Genomic DNA, 17,250 nt, shown 5'->3' with positions numbered 1-17,250 from the left:
AGGCGGATGACCACCACCCTCTCCCGGCTGCTCGTCCTGCTGACGGCCCTGGGCGCCGTGCTCGTCGCGGCCACCGGGCCCGCGCACGCGCACGCCAGCCTCACCGGCAGCAGCCCGGCGGACGGGGAGGTGGTGGCCACCTCGCCCGAACGCGTCGAACTCACCTTCTCCGAACGCGTCTCCCTCACCGGCGACCAGGCCCTGCGCGTCCTCGACCCCGCCGGGGAGCGGGTCGACACCGGCGAGATCACCGACCTGAGCGCGGACGGAGTGGTACGGCACGGGGTGGCGCTCGCCGACGGCCTCGCCGACGGCACCTACACCGTCGCCTGGCAGGCCATCTCGGCCGACAGCCACCCCATCGCCGGTGCCTTCACCTTCTCCATCGGCGCCCCCTCCGAGACCTCGGTACGGCTGCCGGCCCAGGGCCCTGGCGGATCCACGGCCGGAACGCTGTACGACCTGGCCCGCTTCCCCGCGTACGCCGGGTTCCTGCTGCTCACCGGCGGCGCCGCCTTCCTCCTGGTGTGCCGGCCCGGCCCGGCCGTCCGCCCCCACCTCCAGCGGCTGATGCTGGCCGGCTGGACGACGGCGACCGCCGCCACGCTCGCCCTGCTGCTCCTGCGCGGCCCGTACACCGGCACCGGACTGCGGGACGTCGTCGACACCAAGACCGGTACGGCGCTGCTGTGCCGGCTGCTGCTGCTCGGTGCCGCCGCCCTCTGGGTGGCGGCGCTGACCGCGGACCGGGCGCGCGGACGCCGGGCCCGCGCCGCGCTCGCGGGCACCGGAGTGCTGCTGGCGCCGGCCACCGCCGCGACCTGGGCGCTGGCCGAACACGCCTCCACCGGCCCGTGGTCGTGGCTGGCCGTCCCGGCCGACCTGGTCCACCTGCTGGCCGCCGGCGCCTGGCTCGGCGGACTCGCCGCCCTGCTGGCGCTGCTGTACCGGTCACCGGTACCCGTACCGCGCGCGGCGGTACGGCGCTTCTCCCGGCTGGCGTTCTGGTCGGTGGTGGCACTGGCGGCCACCGGCCTCTTCCAGTCCTGGCGGCAGGTCGGCGGCTGGGACCCGCTGCTGAGCACCCGGTACGGTCAGCTGCTCGTCGTCAAAACCGCGCTGGTGGCGCTGCTCGTCGGCACCGCCTGGATCTCCCGCCGCTGGACGGCACGGCTCGCCGACCCCCCGGCCGGCCCCGCACCGGACGCACCGGACGCACCGGACGCACCGGACGCACCGCACACCCCGCCCCCGGCCCCGGACGGCCCCGACGACCCGGCCCGCCGCGCCCAGCTCGCCCGGCAGCGCGCCGCCGTCCAGCGCACCCGCCGGCAGCGCGACCGGGACCGCGACAGCGGACGCACCGGACTGCGCCGCAGCGTCCTGGCCGAAGCCGCCATCGCCGCCGCCGTCCTCGCCGTCACCACCGCCCTCACCGGCAGCACCCCCGCCCGTACCGAAGCCGCCGCCGGCACCAGTGCCACCGCCCCGCAGCCCCTCTCCCTCCAACTCCCCTACGACACCGGCGGCCCGCACGGCCGGGGCACCGCCCTCATCGACATCACCCCAGGCGTCACCGGCGAGAACGTACTCCACCTGCGCCTGGAGGACCCGGAAGGACTGCCGAACGGCGCCGAGGAGGTCCGTATCGCCCTCACCCTCCCCGCCGAGGACCTCGGCCCGCTGCGCTACGAACCCGCCCACGTCGACGTCGGCCACTGGGTCGCCGACGACCTCCGGCTGCCCCGCCCCGGCGACTGGGAACTCTCCCTCACCCTGCGCACCTCCGAGATCGACCAGACCACCGAAACCACCACCCTCACGGTCGGATAGCGAACCCCGCCATGCCAGACACCCCAGAACCCGCCCCCGCACCCCCGGCGGCGATCAGCCGCCGCCGCCTGCTGGGCACCGCCGGCGCCACCGGCGCCGCAGGACTGGCCGCCGGAGCCACCGGCGGCACCCTGTTCGGCACCGCCCACGCCGGCTCCGGCACCACCCCGCTCACCAGCGTCGGCAGCACCGCGCACCCCTTCCACGGCCCCCACCAGGCCGGCATCACCAGCCCCTTGCAGGCCCACGGCCACCTGATCGCCTACGACCTCGACCCCGGCACCGACCGCCGGGCCGCCGCCGCACTGCTGCGCCGCTGGTCCGCCACGGCCGCCGCGCTGATGGCCGGCCGGGGCGAGGAGGCGGACGGCACCCACATGTCGCTGGACGCCGGGCCCTGCGCCCTCACCCTCACCTTCGGCTTCGGCGCCGCGCTCTTCGACACCCTCGGCCTGACCGACCAGCGGCCCACCGCGCTCGCCCCGCTGCCCGAGTTCAGCAACGACGCCCTGGACCGGTCCCGCTCCGACGGCGAACTGTTCGTCCAGATCGGCGCGGACGACGCCCTGGTGGCGCTCGCCGCACTGCGCGCGGTGCGCCGCGCGGCGCTCGGCACCGCCACCCCGCGCTGGCAGATGACCGGCTTCAACCGCACCCCGGGCGCCACCGCCCACCCGATGAGCCAGCGCAACCTCATGGGCCAGATCGACGGCACCAACAACCCCCTGCCCGGCGACGACGACTTCGACCGGCGGATCTTCGTCCCCGCCGACGGCGACCCGCCGTGGATGGCGGGCGGCTCGTACGCCGTCGTCCGCCGCATCCGCATGCTGCTGGACACCTGGGAGGACCTGCCGGTGGCCGACCAGGAGCGGGTCATCGGCCGCCGCAAGGCGGACGGCGCCCCGCTCGGCGGCGACACCGAGACCACCCCGGTCGACCTCACCGCGCTCGACGACGCCGGCAACCCGGTGATCCCCGTCAACGCGCACGTCCGCGTCTCCTCCCCCGAGACCAACGACGGCGCCGCCATGCTGCGCCGGCCCTTCTCGTACCAGGACGGGCTGCTGCCGGACGGGGCGCCGGACGCCGGACTGCTGTTCATCTGCTGGCAGGCCGATCCGCTGCGCGGCTTCGTGCCCGTGCAGCGCAAGCTCGACCGGGGCGACGCGCTCTCGCCGTTCCTGCGGCACGAGGCGAGCGGGCTGTTCGCCGTGCCGGGCGGCGCGGCGGAGGGCGAGTACGTCGGGCAGGCGCTGTTCGAGGGCTGACGGGCGGGGTCCGGGAAGGGGATACGGTGGCGGCATGACAGCAGCCAGCCGCTACACCTATCTCGGTCCCGAGGGCACCTTCACCGAGGCCGCGCTCCGCACCCTGCCGGAGGCGGCGACCCGGGAGCTGGTCCCGATGATCTCGGTGCCGGCCGCGCTGGACGCGGTACGGGCCGGGGACGCGGCGGGCGCGCTGGTGCCGATCGAGAACTCGGTGGAGGGCGGGGTCTCCGCCACGGTGGACGAACTGGCCTCCGGCGAGCCCCTGATGATCTACCGCGAGGTGCTGCTGCCGATCGCCTTCGCGCTGCTGGTGCGGCCGGGCACCACGCTGGCCGACATCAAGACGGTCACCGGGCACCCGGTGGCCCAGCCGCAGGTGCGGGGCTGGCTGGCGCAGCATCTGCCGCAGGCGCAGTGGGAGTCGGCGGCCTCGAACGCGGACGGCGCGCGGCTGGTGCAGGAGGGGCGCTACGACGCGGCGTTCGCGGGGGAGTTCGCGGCGGCCACCTACGGGCTCGATCCGCTGGTCACCGAGATCCACGACGCGGACAACGCCACCACGCGCTTCGTGCTGACCGGGCGCCCGGCCCGGCCGGCGGCGCCGACCGGGGCGGACAAGACGTCGGTGGTGCTGTGGCTGCGGGAGGACCATCCGGGCGCGCTGCTTGAGGTGTTGCAGGAGTTCGCGACCTGCGGGGTGAATCTGATGCGGATCGAGTCGCGGCCGACGGGAGCGGGCATCGGGCAGTACAGCTTCTCGCTGGACTGCGAGGGGCACATCTCCGAACGGCGGGTGGGCGAGGCGCTGATGGGGCTGCGGCGGCTGTGCCGGGACATCAGGTTCCTGGGCTCGTACCCGCGCGCGGACCGGGTGGCGGCCACGGTACGGGAGGGGACCACCGATCCGGATTTCCTGCGGGCGGCCGACTGGCTCACGCGGTGTCTGGACGGGCGCGGTGCGTGACGGCTGTGGACGTACGGGGCGGGGCCCCCGGGTTATCCACAGGGCCACTCGGTCGGCTGTGGATAACCCGTCAGGTCACAATCGGTCATTGTCGACATAACGGCTTGGTGACCGCACCCCTTGTCCACACCTCATCCACAGGGGACGCATCACCCTTCGTCACCCCATTTCCGGCGGGTGACTCTTTGGAGTGAGGGAAATCACCGCAAGATTCACCGGGATTCCCTCGAAAGAGCGAGTGGATGATGTTTGGCCGGGGAATTCTCCGGCCTCACATCCTAGCGCTCCCGCCGTGGCCCCCATTCATCCACAGGGCAGTCGAGAGCCTGTGGAAAACATGTGGGAAACCCGGCTCTGACCTGTGGATTCGACCGCGATGGCCACTCCGGCAAAGCGGACAAAGGCCGCTAATCAATTGCCAGGGATTCCGCCCGGAATCACCGGTAGCCTGGTGGGGTGATTGACCTTCGCCTGCTTCGTGAGGACCCTGACCGAGTGCGCGCCTCCCAGCGCGCCCGTGGCGAGGACGTCGGCATCGTCGACTCACTCCTGGCCGCCGACGAACTGCGCCGGTCCTCCAGTGTGCGCTTCGACGAACTGCGCGCCGAGCAGAAGCAGCTCGGCAAGCGCATCCCGAAGGCCGCGGGCGAGGAGAAGGCCGAACTGCTCCGCCGGGCCGGCGAGCTGTCCGCCGCGGTCAAGGCCGCCGACGCCGAACGCGACGAGGCCGCCGCCCGCACCCAGGAACTGCTCCTGGCCGTCGGCAACCTCGTCCACCCCGACGTCCCCGTCGGCGGCGAGGACGACTTCACCGTCCGGGAGACCATCGGCACCCACCGCGACTTCGCCGCCGAGGGCTTCGAGCCCAAGGACCACCTGGAACTGGGCCAGGGCCTGGGCGCCATCGACACCGAGCGCGGCGCCAAGGTCTCCGGCTCCCGCTTCTACTACCTCACCGGCGTCGGCGCCCTGCTGGAACTCGCCCTCGTCAACGCCGCCATCGCCCAGGCCACCGCCGCCGGACTGGTCCCGATGATCACCCCCGCGCTGGTCAAGCCGCGCGCCATGGAGGGCACCGGCTTCCTCGGCCAGGCCGCCGCCGACGTCTACCACCTGGAGAAGGACGACGCGTACCTGGTCGGCACCTCCGAGGTACCGCTCGCCGCGTACCACATGGAGGAGATCCTCGACGCGGACACCCTCCCGCGCCGCTACGCCGGGTTCTCGCCGTGCTTCCGCCGCGAGGCCGGCAGCTACGGCAAGGACACCCGGGGCATCTTCCGGGTGCACCAGTTCGACAAGGTGGAGATGTTCTGCTTCGTCGCCCCCGAGGAGGCCGAGGCGGAGCTGGAGCGGCTGCTGAGCTGGGAGAAGCAGTGGCTCACCTCCCTCGAACTGCCCTTCCGCGTCATCGACGTGGCCTCCGGCGACCTGGGGGCCTCGGCCTCCCGCAAGTTCGACTGCGAGGCGTGGATCCCCACCCAGGGCAAGTACCGCGAGCTGACCTCCGCGTCCAACTGCACCGAGTTCCAGGCCCGCCGGCTCCAGGTCAGGCTGCGCGAGAAGGGCGGTGCCGTGCGGCCGGTGGCCACCCTCAACGGCACGCTGTGCGCCGTCCCGCGCACCATCGTCGCGCTGCTGGAGAACCACCAGCGGGCCGACGGCTCGGTGCGGGTACCGGAGGTCCTGCGGCCCTACCTGGGCGGGCGCGACGTGCTGGAGCCGGTCGCCGCGTGAGTGAGGACCGCTTCCCCTACCGGCTGATCGCCACCGATCTCGACGGCACGCTGCTGCGCCGCGACCAGACGATATCGGAGCGCACCCGGGCGGCGCTGGCAGCGGCCGGCGCCGCCGGGGCCGCGCACCTCGTGGCCACCGGGCGCACCGTCGCCTGGACCCGGCACATCCTGGACGACCTCGGCTACACCGGCCTCGCCGTGTGCGGCCAGGGCGGGCAGCTGTACCACGCGGGCGAGCACCGGCTGCTGACCTCCGTCACGCTGGACCGGACGGTGGCCCGCCGCGCGCTGGAGGCGCTGGAGGCGCGCATCGGCCCGGTCGCGGTCGCGGCGTCGCTCGACGGCATCGACGGCGGCATCGCCATGGGCCCCGGCTTCGCCTGGCGGCGCGACCCGGAAGCGGTCCCCCACCCCAACGCGCCCGATCTCGCCCGCCCGCTGACCGACCGGGACGGGCTGTGGGACGCGCCCATCAGCAAGCTGTACCTGCGCCACCCCGACCTGTCCGACGACCGGCTGGCGGCGGCCTGCACGGAGGCGGCGGGCGCCTACGCGGCGTTCGTCGTCTCGGGCGAGGACCTGGTGGAGATGCTGCCCCTGGGCCTGACCAAGGCCACCGGCCTCTCCCTGGCGGCCCGCCGGCTGGGGGTCACGGCGGCGGACACCATCGCGTTCGGCGACATGCCCAACGACATCCCGATGCTGTCCTGGGCGGGCCACGGCGTGGCCATGGCCGACGCCCACCCCGCGCTGCTGGCGGTCGCCGACGAAGTCACGGCGGGGCACGAGGCGGAGGGCATCGCCAAGGTGCTGGAGCGCCTGCTGCTGGGCTGAGGCGGGGGGCGCAGGCCGCTCATTTGAGAGGGTCATCTTGACCCTCTCAAATGAGCGGCCTGCGGATTTTAGAGGGTCAAGTTGACCCCCTAACGCACTGCTTCCCGGGATTCCTCCGTCTCTTCCGAACGCGTGACCGTCCGACGATCCCTGATGCGACAGGGCCCGGCAACCTGTTCACGGATGCCCTGGGAGGGCTGTCTCGTCATGATCAAGGAACAAGCTTTGCTGGAGTCGCGCACCCTGCGCGAGAACACCCGGGGGCGCACCGAAGTCCTCGACAAGGTGAAGGCGCTGGCGCTGCTGCCCGATGGGCTGCATATGACGACGGAGATCGTCGCGGAGTATTTCGTTGTCCACAGGAGCACCATCAGGACGCTGGTGGCGCGGCATCGTGAGGAGCTGAACGAGAGCGGTCTGACCGTAGTGGAAGGCTCTGACCTGCAGGAATTTGAGAGCTACATGATGCAACTCTCAAATGAGAGTTATCCACAGGCCATGCGGCGTCGCCTCACCCTCTACACCCGCCGCACCGTTCTCAACATCGCGATGCTGCTCCGGGACAGCGCCGTGGCGCGTGAGGTACGGGCCTATCTGCTGGACGCCGTGGAGGGGAACACCGCCGCCGGTGCGGGTCTTGAACAGCGGGTCACTGCGATCGAAGGAGTCCTGGCCGGCATCGGCCCGGCGCTGCGGGATGTCGCGCTGGTGGTCAACCGGATGGACGACCGGCTGCGCCGGGTCGAGACCCGGCTCGCGGACGTCGAGACGCGGCTGGGGAACACCGAACACATCGTCGCCGGGATGAGTGTCCGGCTCGCCGATCTGGCCGGGGATCCGGCATTCTCCCACCGGCTCTGCCGCCGTTACCGGCACGGGCGGCCGTAGCCGTCCACCGCGCGCACGGCCGGACTCGGGGCCGGGCCGCGAGCCCGGCCCGAACGGCGTCCGAACGGCGCGGGGCGGCCCGGCGGTGTGCCGCCGGGCCGCCCCGTCTGCCGCGTTTCGCCCGGCGCTCAGCCCTCGCTCGCCAGGGTCAGCGCCCGCAGCCGGCGCGCCGCGTACCAGGTGCCGGCCGCCGTGGCGGCGGTCAGCAGGATCAGGGCGGCGGGCAGGCCGACCTCCGAGGTGATGTTCGCGCCCGGGGCGGCCACCCGCTCGGCCAGGGCCAGCGCCCACTGCTGGATGCTGAGCGCCCGCGCGCCCGGCACCAGGCTGCCGAACAGCGACTCCCACACCAGCGCGTAGATCAGCCCGTGCACCACCGCGTTCCGCGAGACGGTGCCGAGCAGCAGGAACACCGCGCTGTACGCGACCGAGGCGACGGCGGCGGCCAGGGCGTACGCGCTCGCGATCTGCTGGCTGTTGCCGTTGAGGATGAACCCCGCGAGCAGTGTCGGCACGACGGTGAAGGACAGGGTGACGCCGATGGCCACCCACAGCTTGGTCAGGATGATGGTGTGCCGCTTCAGCGGCTTGGCCAGCAGATAGACGATCGAGCCGTCGTCGATCTCCGGCGCTATCGCCCCGGTGCCGGCGATCACGCCGATCAGCGGCACCATCACGGCGAGGGCGAAGCCGCCCAGGATCTCGCCGGCGGCCCGGTCGTCCGCGCCCGTCACCAGGCGGACGGCGAGCGCGATGGCGATCAGCAGCGCGGGCAGGACGAGCAGGAAGAGGGCACGGCGCCGGCCGAGCAGGGCCCGGAGGGTGAGCCGGGCGACGGTGTGGTGGTACATCGCGAGGGCTCCTTTACGCGCTCACCAGATAGGAGAAGACGCTCTCCAGGGATTCGTCGGACGGCGAGACCGACAGCAGCCGGACGCCGTGTTCCCGGGCCAGCCGGGGGAGTTGCGTGGTGAAGCGCGGGAAGTCGGCCGCCTCGATGCGCAGGCCGTCCTCCTCGGTGTCGAAGTGGATGCCGGTGGTGGACGGGTCGGCGATCAGCGCGGCGGCCAGCACGCGGTCGTCGCTGGAGCGCACCAGGTAGCGGTGCGGCCGGTCCGTCATCAGCCGGCGGATGGTGCGGAAGTCGCCCGACGCCGCGTGCCGGCCGGCCACGATGACCTCGATGTGCGAGGCCAGTTGCTCGACCTCCTCCAGGATGTGCGAGGAGAACAGCACGGTCCTGCCCTGCTCGCCCATCCGGCGCAGCAGGTCCATCAGCTGCATGCGCTGGCGCGGGTCCATGCCGTTGAACGGCTCGTCCAGCAGCAGCACCGACGGCTCGTGGACGAGCGCGGAGGCCATCTTGACGCGCTGCCGCATGCCCTTGCTGTACGTGACGATGTTGCGGTCGGCGGCGTGCTCCATCTCGACGGTGGCCAGGGCGGCCCGGGCGGCGGTGTCCGGGTCGGGCAGGCCGTGGAGTTCGGCGTTGGCCCGCACGAACTCGGCGCCCGTCAGGTAGTCGTACATGCCTTCGCGCTCGGGGACGAGCCCGATGTGCCGGTAGACCGCCTCGTTGCGCCAGATCGGCTCCCCGTCCAGGGTGACGGCACCGGCGGACGGCGGCAGGAAGCCGCCCATCATGTGGATCAGCGTGGACTTGCCCGCGCCGTTGGGGCCCAGCAGCCCGGTGATGCCCGGTCCGATGGTGACGCTCACATCGTTGATGGCGACGACGTTGCCGAACCAGCGGGAGGCGTTCTCGATGCGGATGGTGGTCACAGTCCCGCCTTCCGGTAGCGGCGCAGCAGCAGCACGTAGCAGACGGCGGTCACGCCGGCGATCACCGCGAGGTAGCCGGCGCCCATCGCGCCGGAGGGTGCGTACTGGTGGGGGAATTCGGTCGTGCCGCCGAGCAGCGCGCCCTGGAAGCCGTCCAGGAGCGAGCCGGGCGAGAGCATCGCCAGCCAGCCGACGGAGTCCAGACTGCCGCTGCCCTGCTCGGCGACGACGAACTGCACGGAGGTGACCGCGAAGTACGGCACGGTGAGCGCCCCGATGATGGCCGCGACGCCGAAGCCGCGGCGCGGGGTGAGCGAGGCGATCAGCAGCACGATGGCGGCGTGCAGGACGGAGAAGACGGCCGAGAAGAGCAGGCCCTTGCCGAAGCCGAGGGTCTCGTCGGCCGGGCTCAGCTTGGCGAGCAGCGCGCCGATGTACAGCAGCACCACCGGGACGGCGGTGAACACGAACAGCGCGGCGGCCAGCGCGGCGGCCTTCGCCCGTACGTAGTCGGCGTGTTCGAGCGGCCGGGAGAAGTACAGGGGCAGGGTGTGGTAGCGCTGGTCGAGCGAGACCAGTTGCGGGCCGGCCAGCGCCAGGTACAGCCCGATGATCGGCTGCATGAACAGCGCGTACTCGGTGTAGCCGATCGGCAGGCTGTTCATGCCGACCGTGACCGCGACCGCCACCATCACCAGCGCGGGCACGGCCATGATGGCGGCCAGCGCGAACGGCAGGATCTTGGAGCGGGCCGAGCGCCCCAGGCCGTACGCCCCGCGCAGTGAGTGCGTGAACAGCGACAGCCGGGCGTACGGGATCCCGAGCCGCGGGCCGTCGTAGTGCCGGTAGCCGATGTTGTGGATGCGCGCGGTAGCGGTCTGCGGGGTGGGGCTGGGGGTGGGGGTGGGGGTGGGGGTGCTCATGAGGCCGCCTCCGTCCGGTTCTCCTGGAAGACTTCGGCGATCCGGTGCCGGCGCTGCTCCATGCGCACCATCCCCAGACCGAGGTCGGCGACGGTGTCGCGCACCGTGTCGTACACCCGCTCCTCGTCCGCCTCGACCACGACCAGCCGGGCCGCACCGGGCGTGCTGTCCGGCTCGGCCACCGGCGTGACGCCGGCGGCGGTCAGCGCGGTGCGCAGCGCGTCGGCGCCGTCCGGGTGGGCGTCGGAGTCGGTGACCTCGATCAGCAGGGTGGTGGTGGTCTGGGTGAAGCTCCGGGTGGACTGCGACTTGAGCAGCTTGCCGCCGTCGATGACGACGATGTGGTCGCTGGTGCGCTCCAGTTCGCCGAGCAGGTGGGAGGTCACCAGCACGGATATCCCGAAGTCGGTGTGCACGCGCCGGATCAGGCCGAGCATCTCGTCCCGGCCGGCCGGGTCGAGGCCGTTGGTGGGCTCGTCGAGCAGCACCAGCTTCGGGTCGTGGACGAGGGCCTGGGCGAGCTTGACGCGCTGCTTCATGCCGGTGGAGTAGCCGCCCATGGGACGGTACCGCTCCTCGTACAGGCCGACGTGCCGCAGGGTGTCGGCGGTGCGTTCCCGGGCCGCCGTGCTCGGCAGCCCGGACATCCGGGCCATGTGCACGACGAACTCGGTCGCCGACACATCGGGCGGCAGGCAGTCGTGCTCGGGCATGTACCCGACCTGCTCCCTGATGGCGGCGCCCTCACGGGCGGTGTCCTTGCCCAGGACGGCCGCGCTGCCCTCGCTCGCGGGAGCGAGCCCCAGCAGGATCTTGATCAGCGTCGATTTGCCGGCCCCGTTGGCGCCGACCAGGCCGGTGACGCCCGGCCCGATGTCCACGGTCAGCCGGTCAAGTGCGGTCACCCTGGGGTACCGCTTGCTCAGGCTCTCGGTCGCAATCACACTCACCCGGCAGACACTAGTGCCGCCCACCGGGTGCCACCTCCCTCTCGCGGCTGCCTTTCCCCTTAGGGGAACCGGGGTATGCCCCCGGATGTGCCGGGCGCGGCCTAACGTGCCAGCTGGGCGAGCCCCTCGGTGGCGATCCGCTCGAAGACGACGGGGTCGGCGGCGTACACCGAGTCGGGCACCGGGTAGTGGACGACGAGTTCGGTGAAGCCCAGTTCGGCGCAGCGGCCGGCGAAGTCGACGAACGCCGCCACCGACTGGAGCGGATCGACCCCGGGGGCGAGGGAGGAGTCCAGGACGATCTTGTCCAGCGCGCCCGGTTCGCGGCCCGTCTCCTCGCAGATGCCGGCCAGCCGCTCCACCTGGCGGCCGAGACCGGCGAGGAACGCGTCAGGGCCGCCGTCCAGGGACTTCGGGTCGCCGGTGGTCACCCACGCCTGGCCGTGCCGGGCCGCCAGCCGCATGCCGCGCGGGCCGGTGGCGGCGACCGCGAAGGGCAGCCGGGGCCGCTGCACGCAGCCGGGGATGGTGCGGACCTCGTGCGCGGAGTAGAAGTCGCCCCGGTACGAGACCCCGCCGCTGCCGCCCTCGCTGAGCAGCCGGTCCAGCAGGGGTACGAACTCGGCGAAGCGGTCGGCGCGCTCGCGCGGGCTCCACGCGTCGTGGCCGAGCGCGGTGGCGTCGAAGCCGGAGCCACCGGCGCCGATACCGAGGGTGAGCCGGCCGCCCGAGATGTCATCGAGCGTGATCAGTTCCTTCGCCAGCGTGACGGGGTGCCGGAAATTTGGCGAGATCACCATGGTGCCCAGGCGGATGCGCTCCGTGGCGGCAGCCGCCGCGGTCAGGGTGGGGAGCGCGCCGAACCAGGGCTGGTCACGGAAGGTGCGCCAGGAGAGATGGTCGTAGGTGTACGCGGTGTGGAAGCCCAGCTCCTCGGCGTGCTGCCAGCTCCGGCGTCCCCCTTCCTGCCAGCGCCAGACGGGAAGGATGACGGTGGAGAGCCGCAGGGGGAGGGCGGAGGAAACAGCCATGCGGGGAAGCCTAGGCCCTTTCCGGTCAGGAATTCACCGCTTCCGGCCGATGGCTCATTCGCGCGGCACCCCTGCACGCATGGGCGGGCATATGCTGCATGACTGTGCCTGACGCCGTGTTCACACCAGTCTCCCGCACCCTCACTCTCCCCCCATCGCCCAGCCGCACCACGCTCCCCAAGCTCATCGCCACCGATCTGGACGGCACCCTGCTGCGCCGCGACGGGACCGTCTCCCCCCGCACCGCCGCCGCGCTGGCCGCCGCCGGCCGGGCCGGCATCGAGGTGCTGTTCGTGACCGGCCGCCCGGCCCGCTGGGTGCTCCCGCTGCGCGAGCACGCCACCGGGCGTTCCCTGGCCATCTGCGGCAACGGCGCCGCCCTCGTCGATCTGCGCTCCGGCGGCACCCTGCTCGCCGCCCGCGCCCTCCCGGTCACGGGCGCGCTCGGCCTGGTCGCCGCGCTGCGCGCCGCCGCCCCCGGCGTCACCTTCGCCGTGGAACGCGCCGGCGGCATCCACTACGCCACCGGCTACCCGCCGCTGCACGAGGAGGACCCCACCGTCGTCGGCACCACCCCCGTCGAGGAACTGCTCGCCGAGGACAGCCCGTACGCCGGCCAGCCGCTCCTCAAACTGCTCGCGCACCACCGGGAGCTGGCCCCGGACGCCTTCCTGGCCCTGGCCCGCTCGGTCTGCGGCGGGCTCGGCGAGATCACCCGCTCCTCACCCACCGCCCTGCTGGAGATCAGCGCCCCCGGCGTCACCAAGGCCAGCACCCTGGCGCTGCACTGCGCCCGGCACGGCATCGCGCCCGGCGAGGTGGTGGCGTTCGGCGACATGCCGAACGACCTGGAGATGCTGCGCTGGGCGGGCCGCGCCTACGCGATGGCCAACGCCCATCCGGCGGTGCTGGCCGCCGCCGGCCGGCGCACCCTCTCCCATCAGAAGGACGGGGTGGCGGTCGTCATCGAACAGCTGCTGGCCGGCGGCTGAGCGGCGCGCGGCCCACCGGGCGGCGCTTCAGGGCCGGTTCTCCTCGCCGCCGGCCGGGCCCGCCGCGTCGTCCTTGCGGCGCGGGCCCGCGTAGTCGGGGCTGCCGAAGTCCGGGGCGGCGTACCCCTTCGCGGGCCGCTCACCGCCCCGGTCCTCCCCCTCGCCCTCCCCGCCGGAGGAGGACGACGAGTCGAAGCCGGGACGGGCGTAGTCACCCGAGGTGTAGTCGCCCGCCGCGAAATCGCCCGCAGTGTACCGCCCGGTGGAGTAGCCGCGGCTCGCGCCGCCCGAGCGCTCCGGCGAGGCGTAGTCGGGCGCCGCGTACCCCTTGGCCGGGGCCGGCTCCTCCCCGCGCTGCGTGGAGAACTCCGGGCTGGAGAACTCCGGCCGCGAGTACTCGGGATGACCGACGCGCGGCGTGGTCCGGGGCGCCCCGCCGGTGGGGCTGGAGAACTCGGGGCTGGAGAACCGCCGCTGCGGCGCCACCCGCCCCGACGCCGTACCGCGCGCCTCGCCTCCGCCGTCCCGGTCCCGGTCCCGGTCCCGGTCCCCGTCGCCGCCGCTGGCGTGCAGCGCCACCGCCTGGCGCAGGTACGGTGCGATGCCGCGCTCCACGAGCGCCCGCCGCCAGTCCTCCCGCGCCTCGGCCACGTCCCCGGCCAGCCGGCCGCGCCCCGCGTCCTGCTCACCGGCCCGGATGGCGGAGGCGGAGCCGTTGCGGGCCGCCGTGATCACCAGCCCGGCCACCGCGAGCAGCAGCCCGAAGGCGGCGAACAGCGCGAACAGCCAGCCGATGTCCCGCATCGACCTGGCCACGCCCGCCTCATTGTCGGACAGGCCCATGACATAGCCGACCAGCAGGAACACCACGGCGGCGATCCCGGCCAGCACCGGGATCAGCACCGAGACAACCGTCAGATTGCCGCCGCCGGATCTCTCGCGCCCGTCCGGTTGCCCGGCACCGGCCCGCAGTTGTTCCCGCAGCCGGACGTAGCGGTGGTACTCGTCGCCCGCGGCGGCGGTCAGCTGCGGTCTGGCCTCCAGCGCGGCACGCCGCACCCGGCGGACGGCGTCGGTGCCCCCGGCGCCGTTTCCCAGCCGCGCCGAGCGCAGCGCCTCGTCGAGGACCCGCTCGAATTCGGCTCGATCCTCTGGCAACACATCATGAGCGCTGTTCATATAAGTCCCCAGATGCTCCGAAGGGCCTTCCTGCCGACCGGGCGGTCAGGTGGGCAGAGAGCTGGTGAGGGACTGATGGTAAAGGGCTTCCGGCGCCCGTCATAGGAGATTGCCGGAATCTTTCCGTCCGTCACCTCGCCGGAGGGATTCCCGGCACCCCCGCGGCCTTGTGCGCCCCCTTCTCACCTGCCCGCCACCGTGGCCGGGCACTCCGCACAACAGGGAACGGACGCTCAATCATCCAGGGGAAGCCGGGCCACCAGAAGTTTTCCGGCCATGGTGACGCCGCCGTCCATCGCGATGGCCAGGGAATCCGCATAGATGTGCGGCCCGTCGATCCGGGGCGCGGCGTCCGGCGCGTCGGGGTCGCCGGACTCGGATTCGGCGGGCTCACCGGTGAGGTACGGGATGGGGCTGTGGCCGTGCACGATGCGCTTGCCGCCGTAGGTGTCCAGCAGTTCCCTGGCGGCCTGCGGACCGCCCTCGTCCCGGAACGCGAACCGCTTGGTGAATTTGCGGAACAGCTCCCAGGTCTCCTCCGCGTCATTGCGCGCGAGGGCCTGCCAGATGGCGTCGTTGACGTCGTCGACGTTCTGCCCGTATTCGAGATAGGCGGTGGTGTCGGAGTGCAGCAGCAGATGGCCGTCCGCCACGGCCATCGAATCGAGCCGGGACATCCACTGGATGTGGTGGTCGCGCAGCCGTTCCATATCGGCGCGCTGACCCCCGTTCAGCATCCAGGCCGCGTGGAAGGACGCGGTGCCGGCCCCGGAGTCGACCGGGGTGTCGCCGAACCGGCTGGCGCCGAGGAACAGCAGTTCGTGGTTGCCGAGCAGCGCCTTGCAGTAGCCGCCGGCCGCCGCGGCCTCCGCCGAGAGGCGCATCACCATGTCGATGACGCCGATGCCGTCCGGCCCCCGGTCGGTGAAGTCGCCCAGGAACCACAGCCGGGCGTTCCCGGCCGCCCAGCGGTCCTCGTCGTCGGTCAGCCCCGCGGCCCGCAGCGCGGCGCGCAGTTCGTCCAGATAGCCGTGGACGTCACCGACCACGTACAGCGGCCCGGCGCCCTCGATCACCGGCAGATCGCGCACGGTGGGGGTGTACAGATCGGGTTCACGGGTGGGCCGGGGAGGAATGGCCGGACCGCCCTCGGCCGCGCCCTGCCACGTCGTGGGTCCCTCGCCGGCCCCCTGAGTCATCGACCCCTCCACCATCACACGCCGCCTTCACCTGCGGGACCTGCCGTTTCGGCCGGGTCCCGGTGCCATTCGCCCATCATAGGAATCCAGCCGCTCACGTGTGACACACCGGGGGTGACGATCCGCGGCACGGTGCGTACCGGCGCGTCGCCACCGATGCGGTCGGCGCGAGGTTCTGTCGTAAGACGATATTGCCGGAACCAGCGGCTGGAAACTAGCGGTCACCGAGCGGCGGGGTACGCGGGGCGGTGACCGTGGTGCGCGGGGCCCGGCGCGCGGTGCGCTGGGAGGAGGTGCGCACGATCAGTTCGGTGGGCATGAGTTGGTGCGCGGGGGCCCGGGCCGCCGCCCGTACCCGGTCGCGGTCCCGGCCGCCCTCGCGGTCCGCGGCGTTCTCGATGGCGTCGATCAGCAGCTGGACGACGGTGGAGCCGATGCGGCCCGGCTTGAGCGAGAGGGTGGTGATGGGCGGTTCGGTGGTGGCGTACACCGGGGACTCGCTGCAGCACACCACCAGCAGATCGTCCGGGACGCGCAGTCCGTAACGGCGGGCGGCGGCCAGCAGATCGGTGCCGTTGGGGTCGAAGAGCCCGTAGACGGCGTCGGGCCGGTCGGGTCTGGCCAGCAGCCGGTCGGCGGCCACCGCGCCGGCGCACGGGTCGTGGGCCGGGTAGGACTCGTACACCGGCTCCTGGCCGACCCGCTCGCACCAGGAGAGGTAGGCGGTGGTGGAGAGCCGCGTGTAGGTGTCGGTGCTGGTGCCGGTGAGCAGGCCGATGCGGCGGGCGCCGGAGCCGGCCAGGTGGTCGAGCAGGCCGAGGACGGCGGCCTCGTGGTCGTTGTCCACCCAGGCGGTGACCGGCAGGGCGGCGTCGGGGCGGCCGTCGGAGACCACCGGGATGCCCTGCCGCACGAGTTCGGTGACGACCGGGTCGTGGTCGGCCGGGTCGATGACCACCGTTCCGTCAAGCGCCACGTTCGACCAGACGTCGAAGTCGCGGTGGTGGGAGGTGGCCGGGAGGATCACCAGGGCGTAGCCGCGGGCGAGGGCGGCGGAGGTGGCGGCGCGGGCCATCTCCGCGAAGTAGGCGAACTCGGTGAAGGTGAACGGTTCTTCGCCGTAGGTGGTCACGGTGAGCCCGATGAGCCCCGATTTGCCGGTGCGCAGCGTACGGGCGGCGGCCGAGGGGCGGTAACCGAGCCGGTCCGCGACGCTGCGCACGTGGCGTCGGGTGGCGTCGGGCAGCCGGCCCTTGCCGTTGAGCGCGTCGGAGACGGTCGTGATCGAGACACCGGCTGCCGCGGCGACATCCCGGATGCCGGCCCGCCCGCTCGGCCGGCGCCCGGCGGACCGAGTCACCTGATGCTTCGCTGCTGTCATGGCGACCTGATCGTAGGCCCGGGGGCGGAGAGGTCCGTCGCGCTGCGGCGGCAGGGGCGCGATGACGTTTCTGCATGATCAACTCGCCGTTCTGCCTTCGAATAGAAGGGTCAAGAGGCCATTTTCCCTGCAAGGGAACCGATGTACGAGCGCTTACTTCCGAACGCCGCACTCGAAATCAACGGCAAGCGGTTCACTCTCACGAGTGATGCGCGCCAGGGCGCTCGCCACCGGCGCGGAAGGGCGTACGAGCGCTGCGCCCCCGCCATCGGGCCGGTTCC

Annotated in this window: 15 protein-coding genes; 7 read left to right on the top strand and 8 right to left on the bottom strand. The window is 72.8% G+C overall.

Going from position 1 to position 17,250, the window contains the following annotated elements; all coding sequences use genetic code 11:
* Nucleotides 1–6 precede the first annotated feature (6 nt).
* The 6 genes from BM385_RS28200 to BM385_RS13195 all read left to right on the top strand — a co-directional run bounded on the left by BM385_RS28200 (nt 7) and on the right by BM385_RS13195 (nt 7,532).
* Nucleotides 7–1,833, top strand: a complete 1,827-nt coding sequence (locus BM385_RS28200; RefSeq protein ID WP_093843151.1) for a copper resistance CopC/CopD family protein — start codon at nt 7–9, stop codon at nt 1,831–1,833.
* Nucleotides 1,834–1,844: 11 nt separating this feature from the next.
* The gene (efeB, locus tag BM385_RS13215; RefSeq protein WP_019432250.1) at nt 1,845–3,104 is read left to right on the top strand and encodes an iron uptake transporter deferrochelatase/peroxidase subunit; all 1,260 of its coding nucleotides are present in this window, start codon (nt 1,845–1,847) and stop codon (nt 3,102–3,104) included.
* A gap of 34 nt (nt 3,105–3,138) precedes the next feature.
* A complete protein-coding gene (gene pheA, locus BM385_RS13210) occupies nt 3,139–4,071 on the top strand; it encodes a prephenate dehydratase (RefSeq protein WP_019432249.1) in 933 nt (310 codons plus the stop codon).
* A gap of 456 nt (nt 4,072–4,527) precedes the next feature.
* Complete coding sequence (gene serS, locus BM385_RS13205; protein ID WP_078575811.1) at nt 4,528–5,808, top strand: serine--tRNA ligase; 1,281 nt, start codon at nt 4,528–4,530, stop codon at nt 5,806–5,808.
* On the top strand, nt 5,805–6,644 hold the full coding sequence (locus BM385_RS13200) for an HAD family hydrolase (protein ID WP_019432247.1): 840 nt from the start codon (nt 5,805–5,807) through the stop codon (nt 6,642–6,644). The genes serS and BM385_RS13200 overlap by 4 nt, the downstream gene beginning before the upstream one ends.
* Before the next feature lie 207 nt (nt 6,645–6,851).
* Entirely contained in the window at nt 6,852–7,532 is a 681-nt protein-coding gene (locus tag BM385_RS13195; protein ID WP_093843334.1) for a hypothetical protein, read from the top strand.
* Between the two features lie 128 nt (nt 7,533–7,660).
* Here the strand turns inward: BM385_RS13195 and BM385_RS13190 are convergent, their stop codons facing one another.
* The 5 genes from BM385_RS13190 to BM385_RS13170 all read right to left on the bottom strand — a co-directional run bounded on the left by BM385_RS13190 (nt 7,661) and on the right by BM385_RS13170 (nt 12,218).
* A complete protein-coding gene (locus BM385_RS13190) occupies nt 7,661–8,383 on the bottom strand; it encodes an ABC transporter permease subunit (RefSeq protein WP_093843150.1) in 723 nt (240 codons plus the stop codon).
* Between the two features lie 13 nt (nt 8,384–8,396).
* Nucleotides 8,397–9,314, bottom strand: coding sequence for an ABC transporter ATP-binding protein (locus tag BM385_RS13185; RefSeq protein WP_093843149.1), 918 nt, complete (start codon nt 9,312–9,314; stop codon nt 8,397–8,399).
* Nucleotides 9,311–10,237, bottom strand: coding sequence for a hypothetical protein (locus BM385_RS13180; protein ID WP_093843148.1), 927 nt, complete (start codon nt 10,235–10,237; stop codon nt 9,311–9,313). Before BM385_RS13180 ends, BM385_RS13185 begins: the two co-directional genes overlap by 4 nt.
* Entirely contained in the window at nt 10,234–11,187 is a 954-nt protein-coding gene (locus tag BM385_RS13175; protein ID WP_175542975.1) for an ABC transporter ATP-binding protein, read from the bottom strand. The genes BM385_RS13180 and BM385_RS13175 overlap by 4 nt, the downstream gene beginning before the upstream one ends.
* A 101-nt stretch (nt 11,188–11,288) precedes the next feature.
* Nucleotides 11,289–12,218, bottom strand: a complete 930-nt coding sequence (locus tag BM385_RS13170) for an LLM class flavin-dependent oxidoreductase (protein ID WP_019432242.1) — start codon at nt 12,216–12,218, stop codon at nt 11,289–11,291.
* A gap of 104 nt (nt 12,219–12,322) precedes the next feature.
* On the opposite strand from BM385_RS13170, the gene BM385_RS13165 reads away from it, so the two are divergent.
* Complete coding sequence (locus BM385_RS13165; protein WP_380980860.1) at nt 12,323–13,210, top strand: HAD hydrolase family protein; 888 nt, start codon at nt 12,323–12,325, stop codon at nt 13,208–13,210.
* Nucleotides 13,211–13,237: 27 nt separating this feature from the next.
* Here BM385_RS13165 and BM385_RS27135 read toward each other — a convergent pair whose 3' ends face one another.
* The 3 genes from BM385_RS27135 to BM385_RS13150 form a co-directional block, all read right to left on the bottom strand.
* A complete protein-coding gene (locus BM385_RS27135) occupies nt 13,238–14,368 on the bottom strand; it encodes a hypothetical protein (protein ID WP_093843146.1) in 1,131 nt (376 codons plus the stop codon).
* 254 nt (nt 14,369–14,622) lie between these two features.
* Nucleotides 14,623–15,603, bottom strand: a complete 981-nt coding sequence (locus BM385_RS13155) for a metallophosphoesterase (protein WP_078575809.1) — start codon at nt 15,601–15,603, stop codon at nt 14,623–14,625.
* Nucleotides 15,604–15,802: 199 nt separating this feature from the next.
* Nucleotides 15,803–16,969 (bottom strand): LacI family DNA-binding transcriptional regulator, encoded by a 1,167-nt coding sequence (locus tag BM385_RS13150; protein ID WP_093843145.1) that lies wholly within the window; start codon nt 16,967–16,969, stop codon nt 15,803–15,805.
* Nucleotides 16,970–17,250 lie beyond the last annotated feature (281 nt).

This window comes from Streptomyces harbinensis (genome assembly GCF_900116145.1).
Lineage (GTDB): Bacteria > Actinomycetota > Actinomycetes > Streptomycetales > Streptomycetaceae > Streptomyces > Streptomyces carpaticus.
Note: the sequence above shows the minus strand (reverse complement) of the source record. Positions and strands in the feature narration are given on the sequence as shown.

Excerpts from the sequence above, each read along its gene's own strand:
- BM385_RS13155 (WP_078575809.1), bottom strand. The coding sequence starts at position 15,603 with ATGGTGGAGGGGTCGATGACTCAGGGGGCCGGCGAGGGACCCACGACG.
- BM385_RS13150 (WP_093843145.1), bottom strand. The coding sequence starts at position 16,969 with ATGACAGCAGCGAAGCATCAGGTGACTCGGTCCGCCGGGCGCCGGCCG.
- BM385_RS13170 (WP_019432242.1), bottom strand. The coding sequence starts at position 12,218 with ATGGCTGTTTCCTCCGCCCTCCCCCTGCGGCTCTCCACCGTCATCCTT.
- pheA (WP_019432249.1), top strand. The coding sequence starts at position 3,139 with ATGACAGCAGCCAGCCGCTACACCTATCTCGGTCCCGAGGGCACCTTC.
- efeB (WP_019432250.1), top strand. The coding sequence starts at position 1,845 with ATGCCAGACACCCCAGAACCCGCCCCCGCACCCCCGGCGGCGATCAGC.
- BM385_RS13190 (WP_093843150.1), bottom strand. The coding sequence starts at position 8,383 with ATGTACCACCACACCGTCGCCCGGCTCACCCTCCGGGCCCTGCTCGGC.
- BM385_RS13180 (WP_093843148.1), bottom strand. The coding sequence starts at position 10,237 with ATGAGCACCCCCACCCCCACCCCCACCCCCAGCCCCACCCCGCAGACC.
- BM385_RS28200 (WP_093843151.1), top strand. The coding sequence starts at position 7 with ATGACCACCACCCTCTCCCGGCTGCTCGTCCTGCTGACGGCCCTGGGC.
- BM385_RS13195 (WP_093843334.1), top strand. The coding sequence starts at position 6,852 with ATGATCAAGGAACAAGCTTTGCTGGAGTCGCGCACCCTGCGCGAGAAC.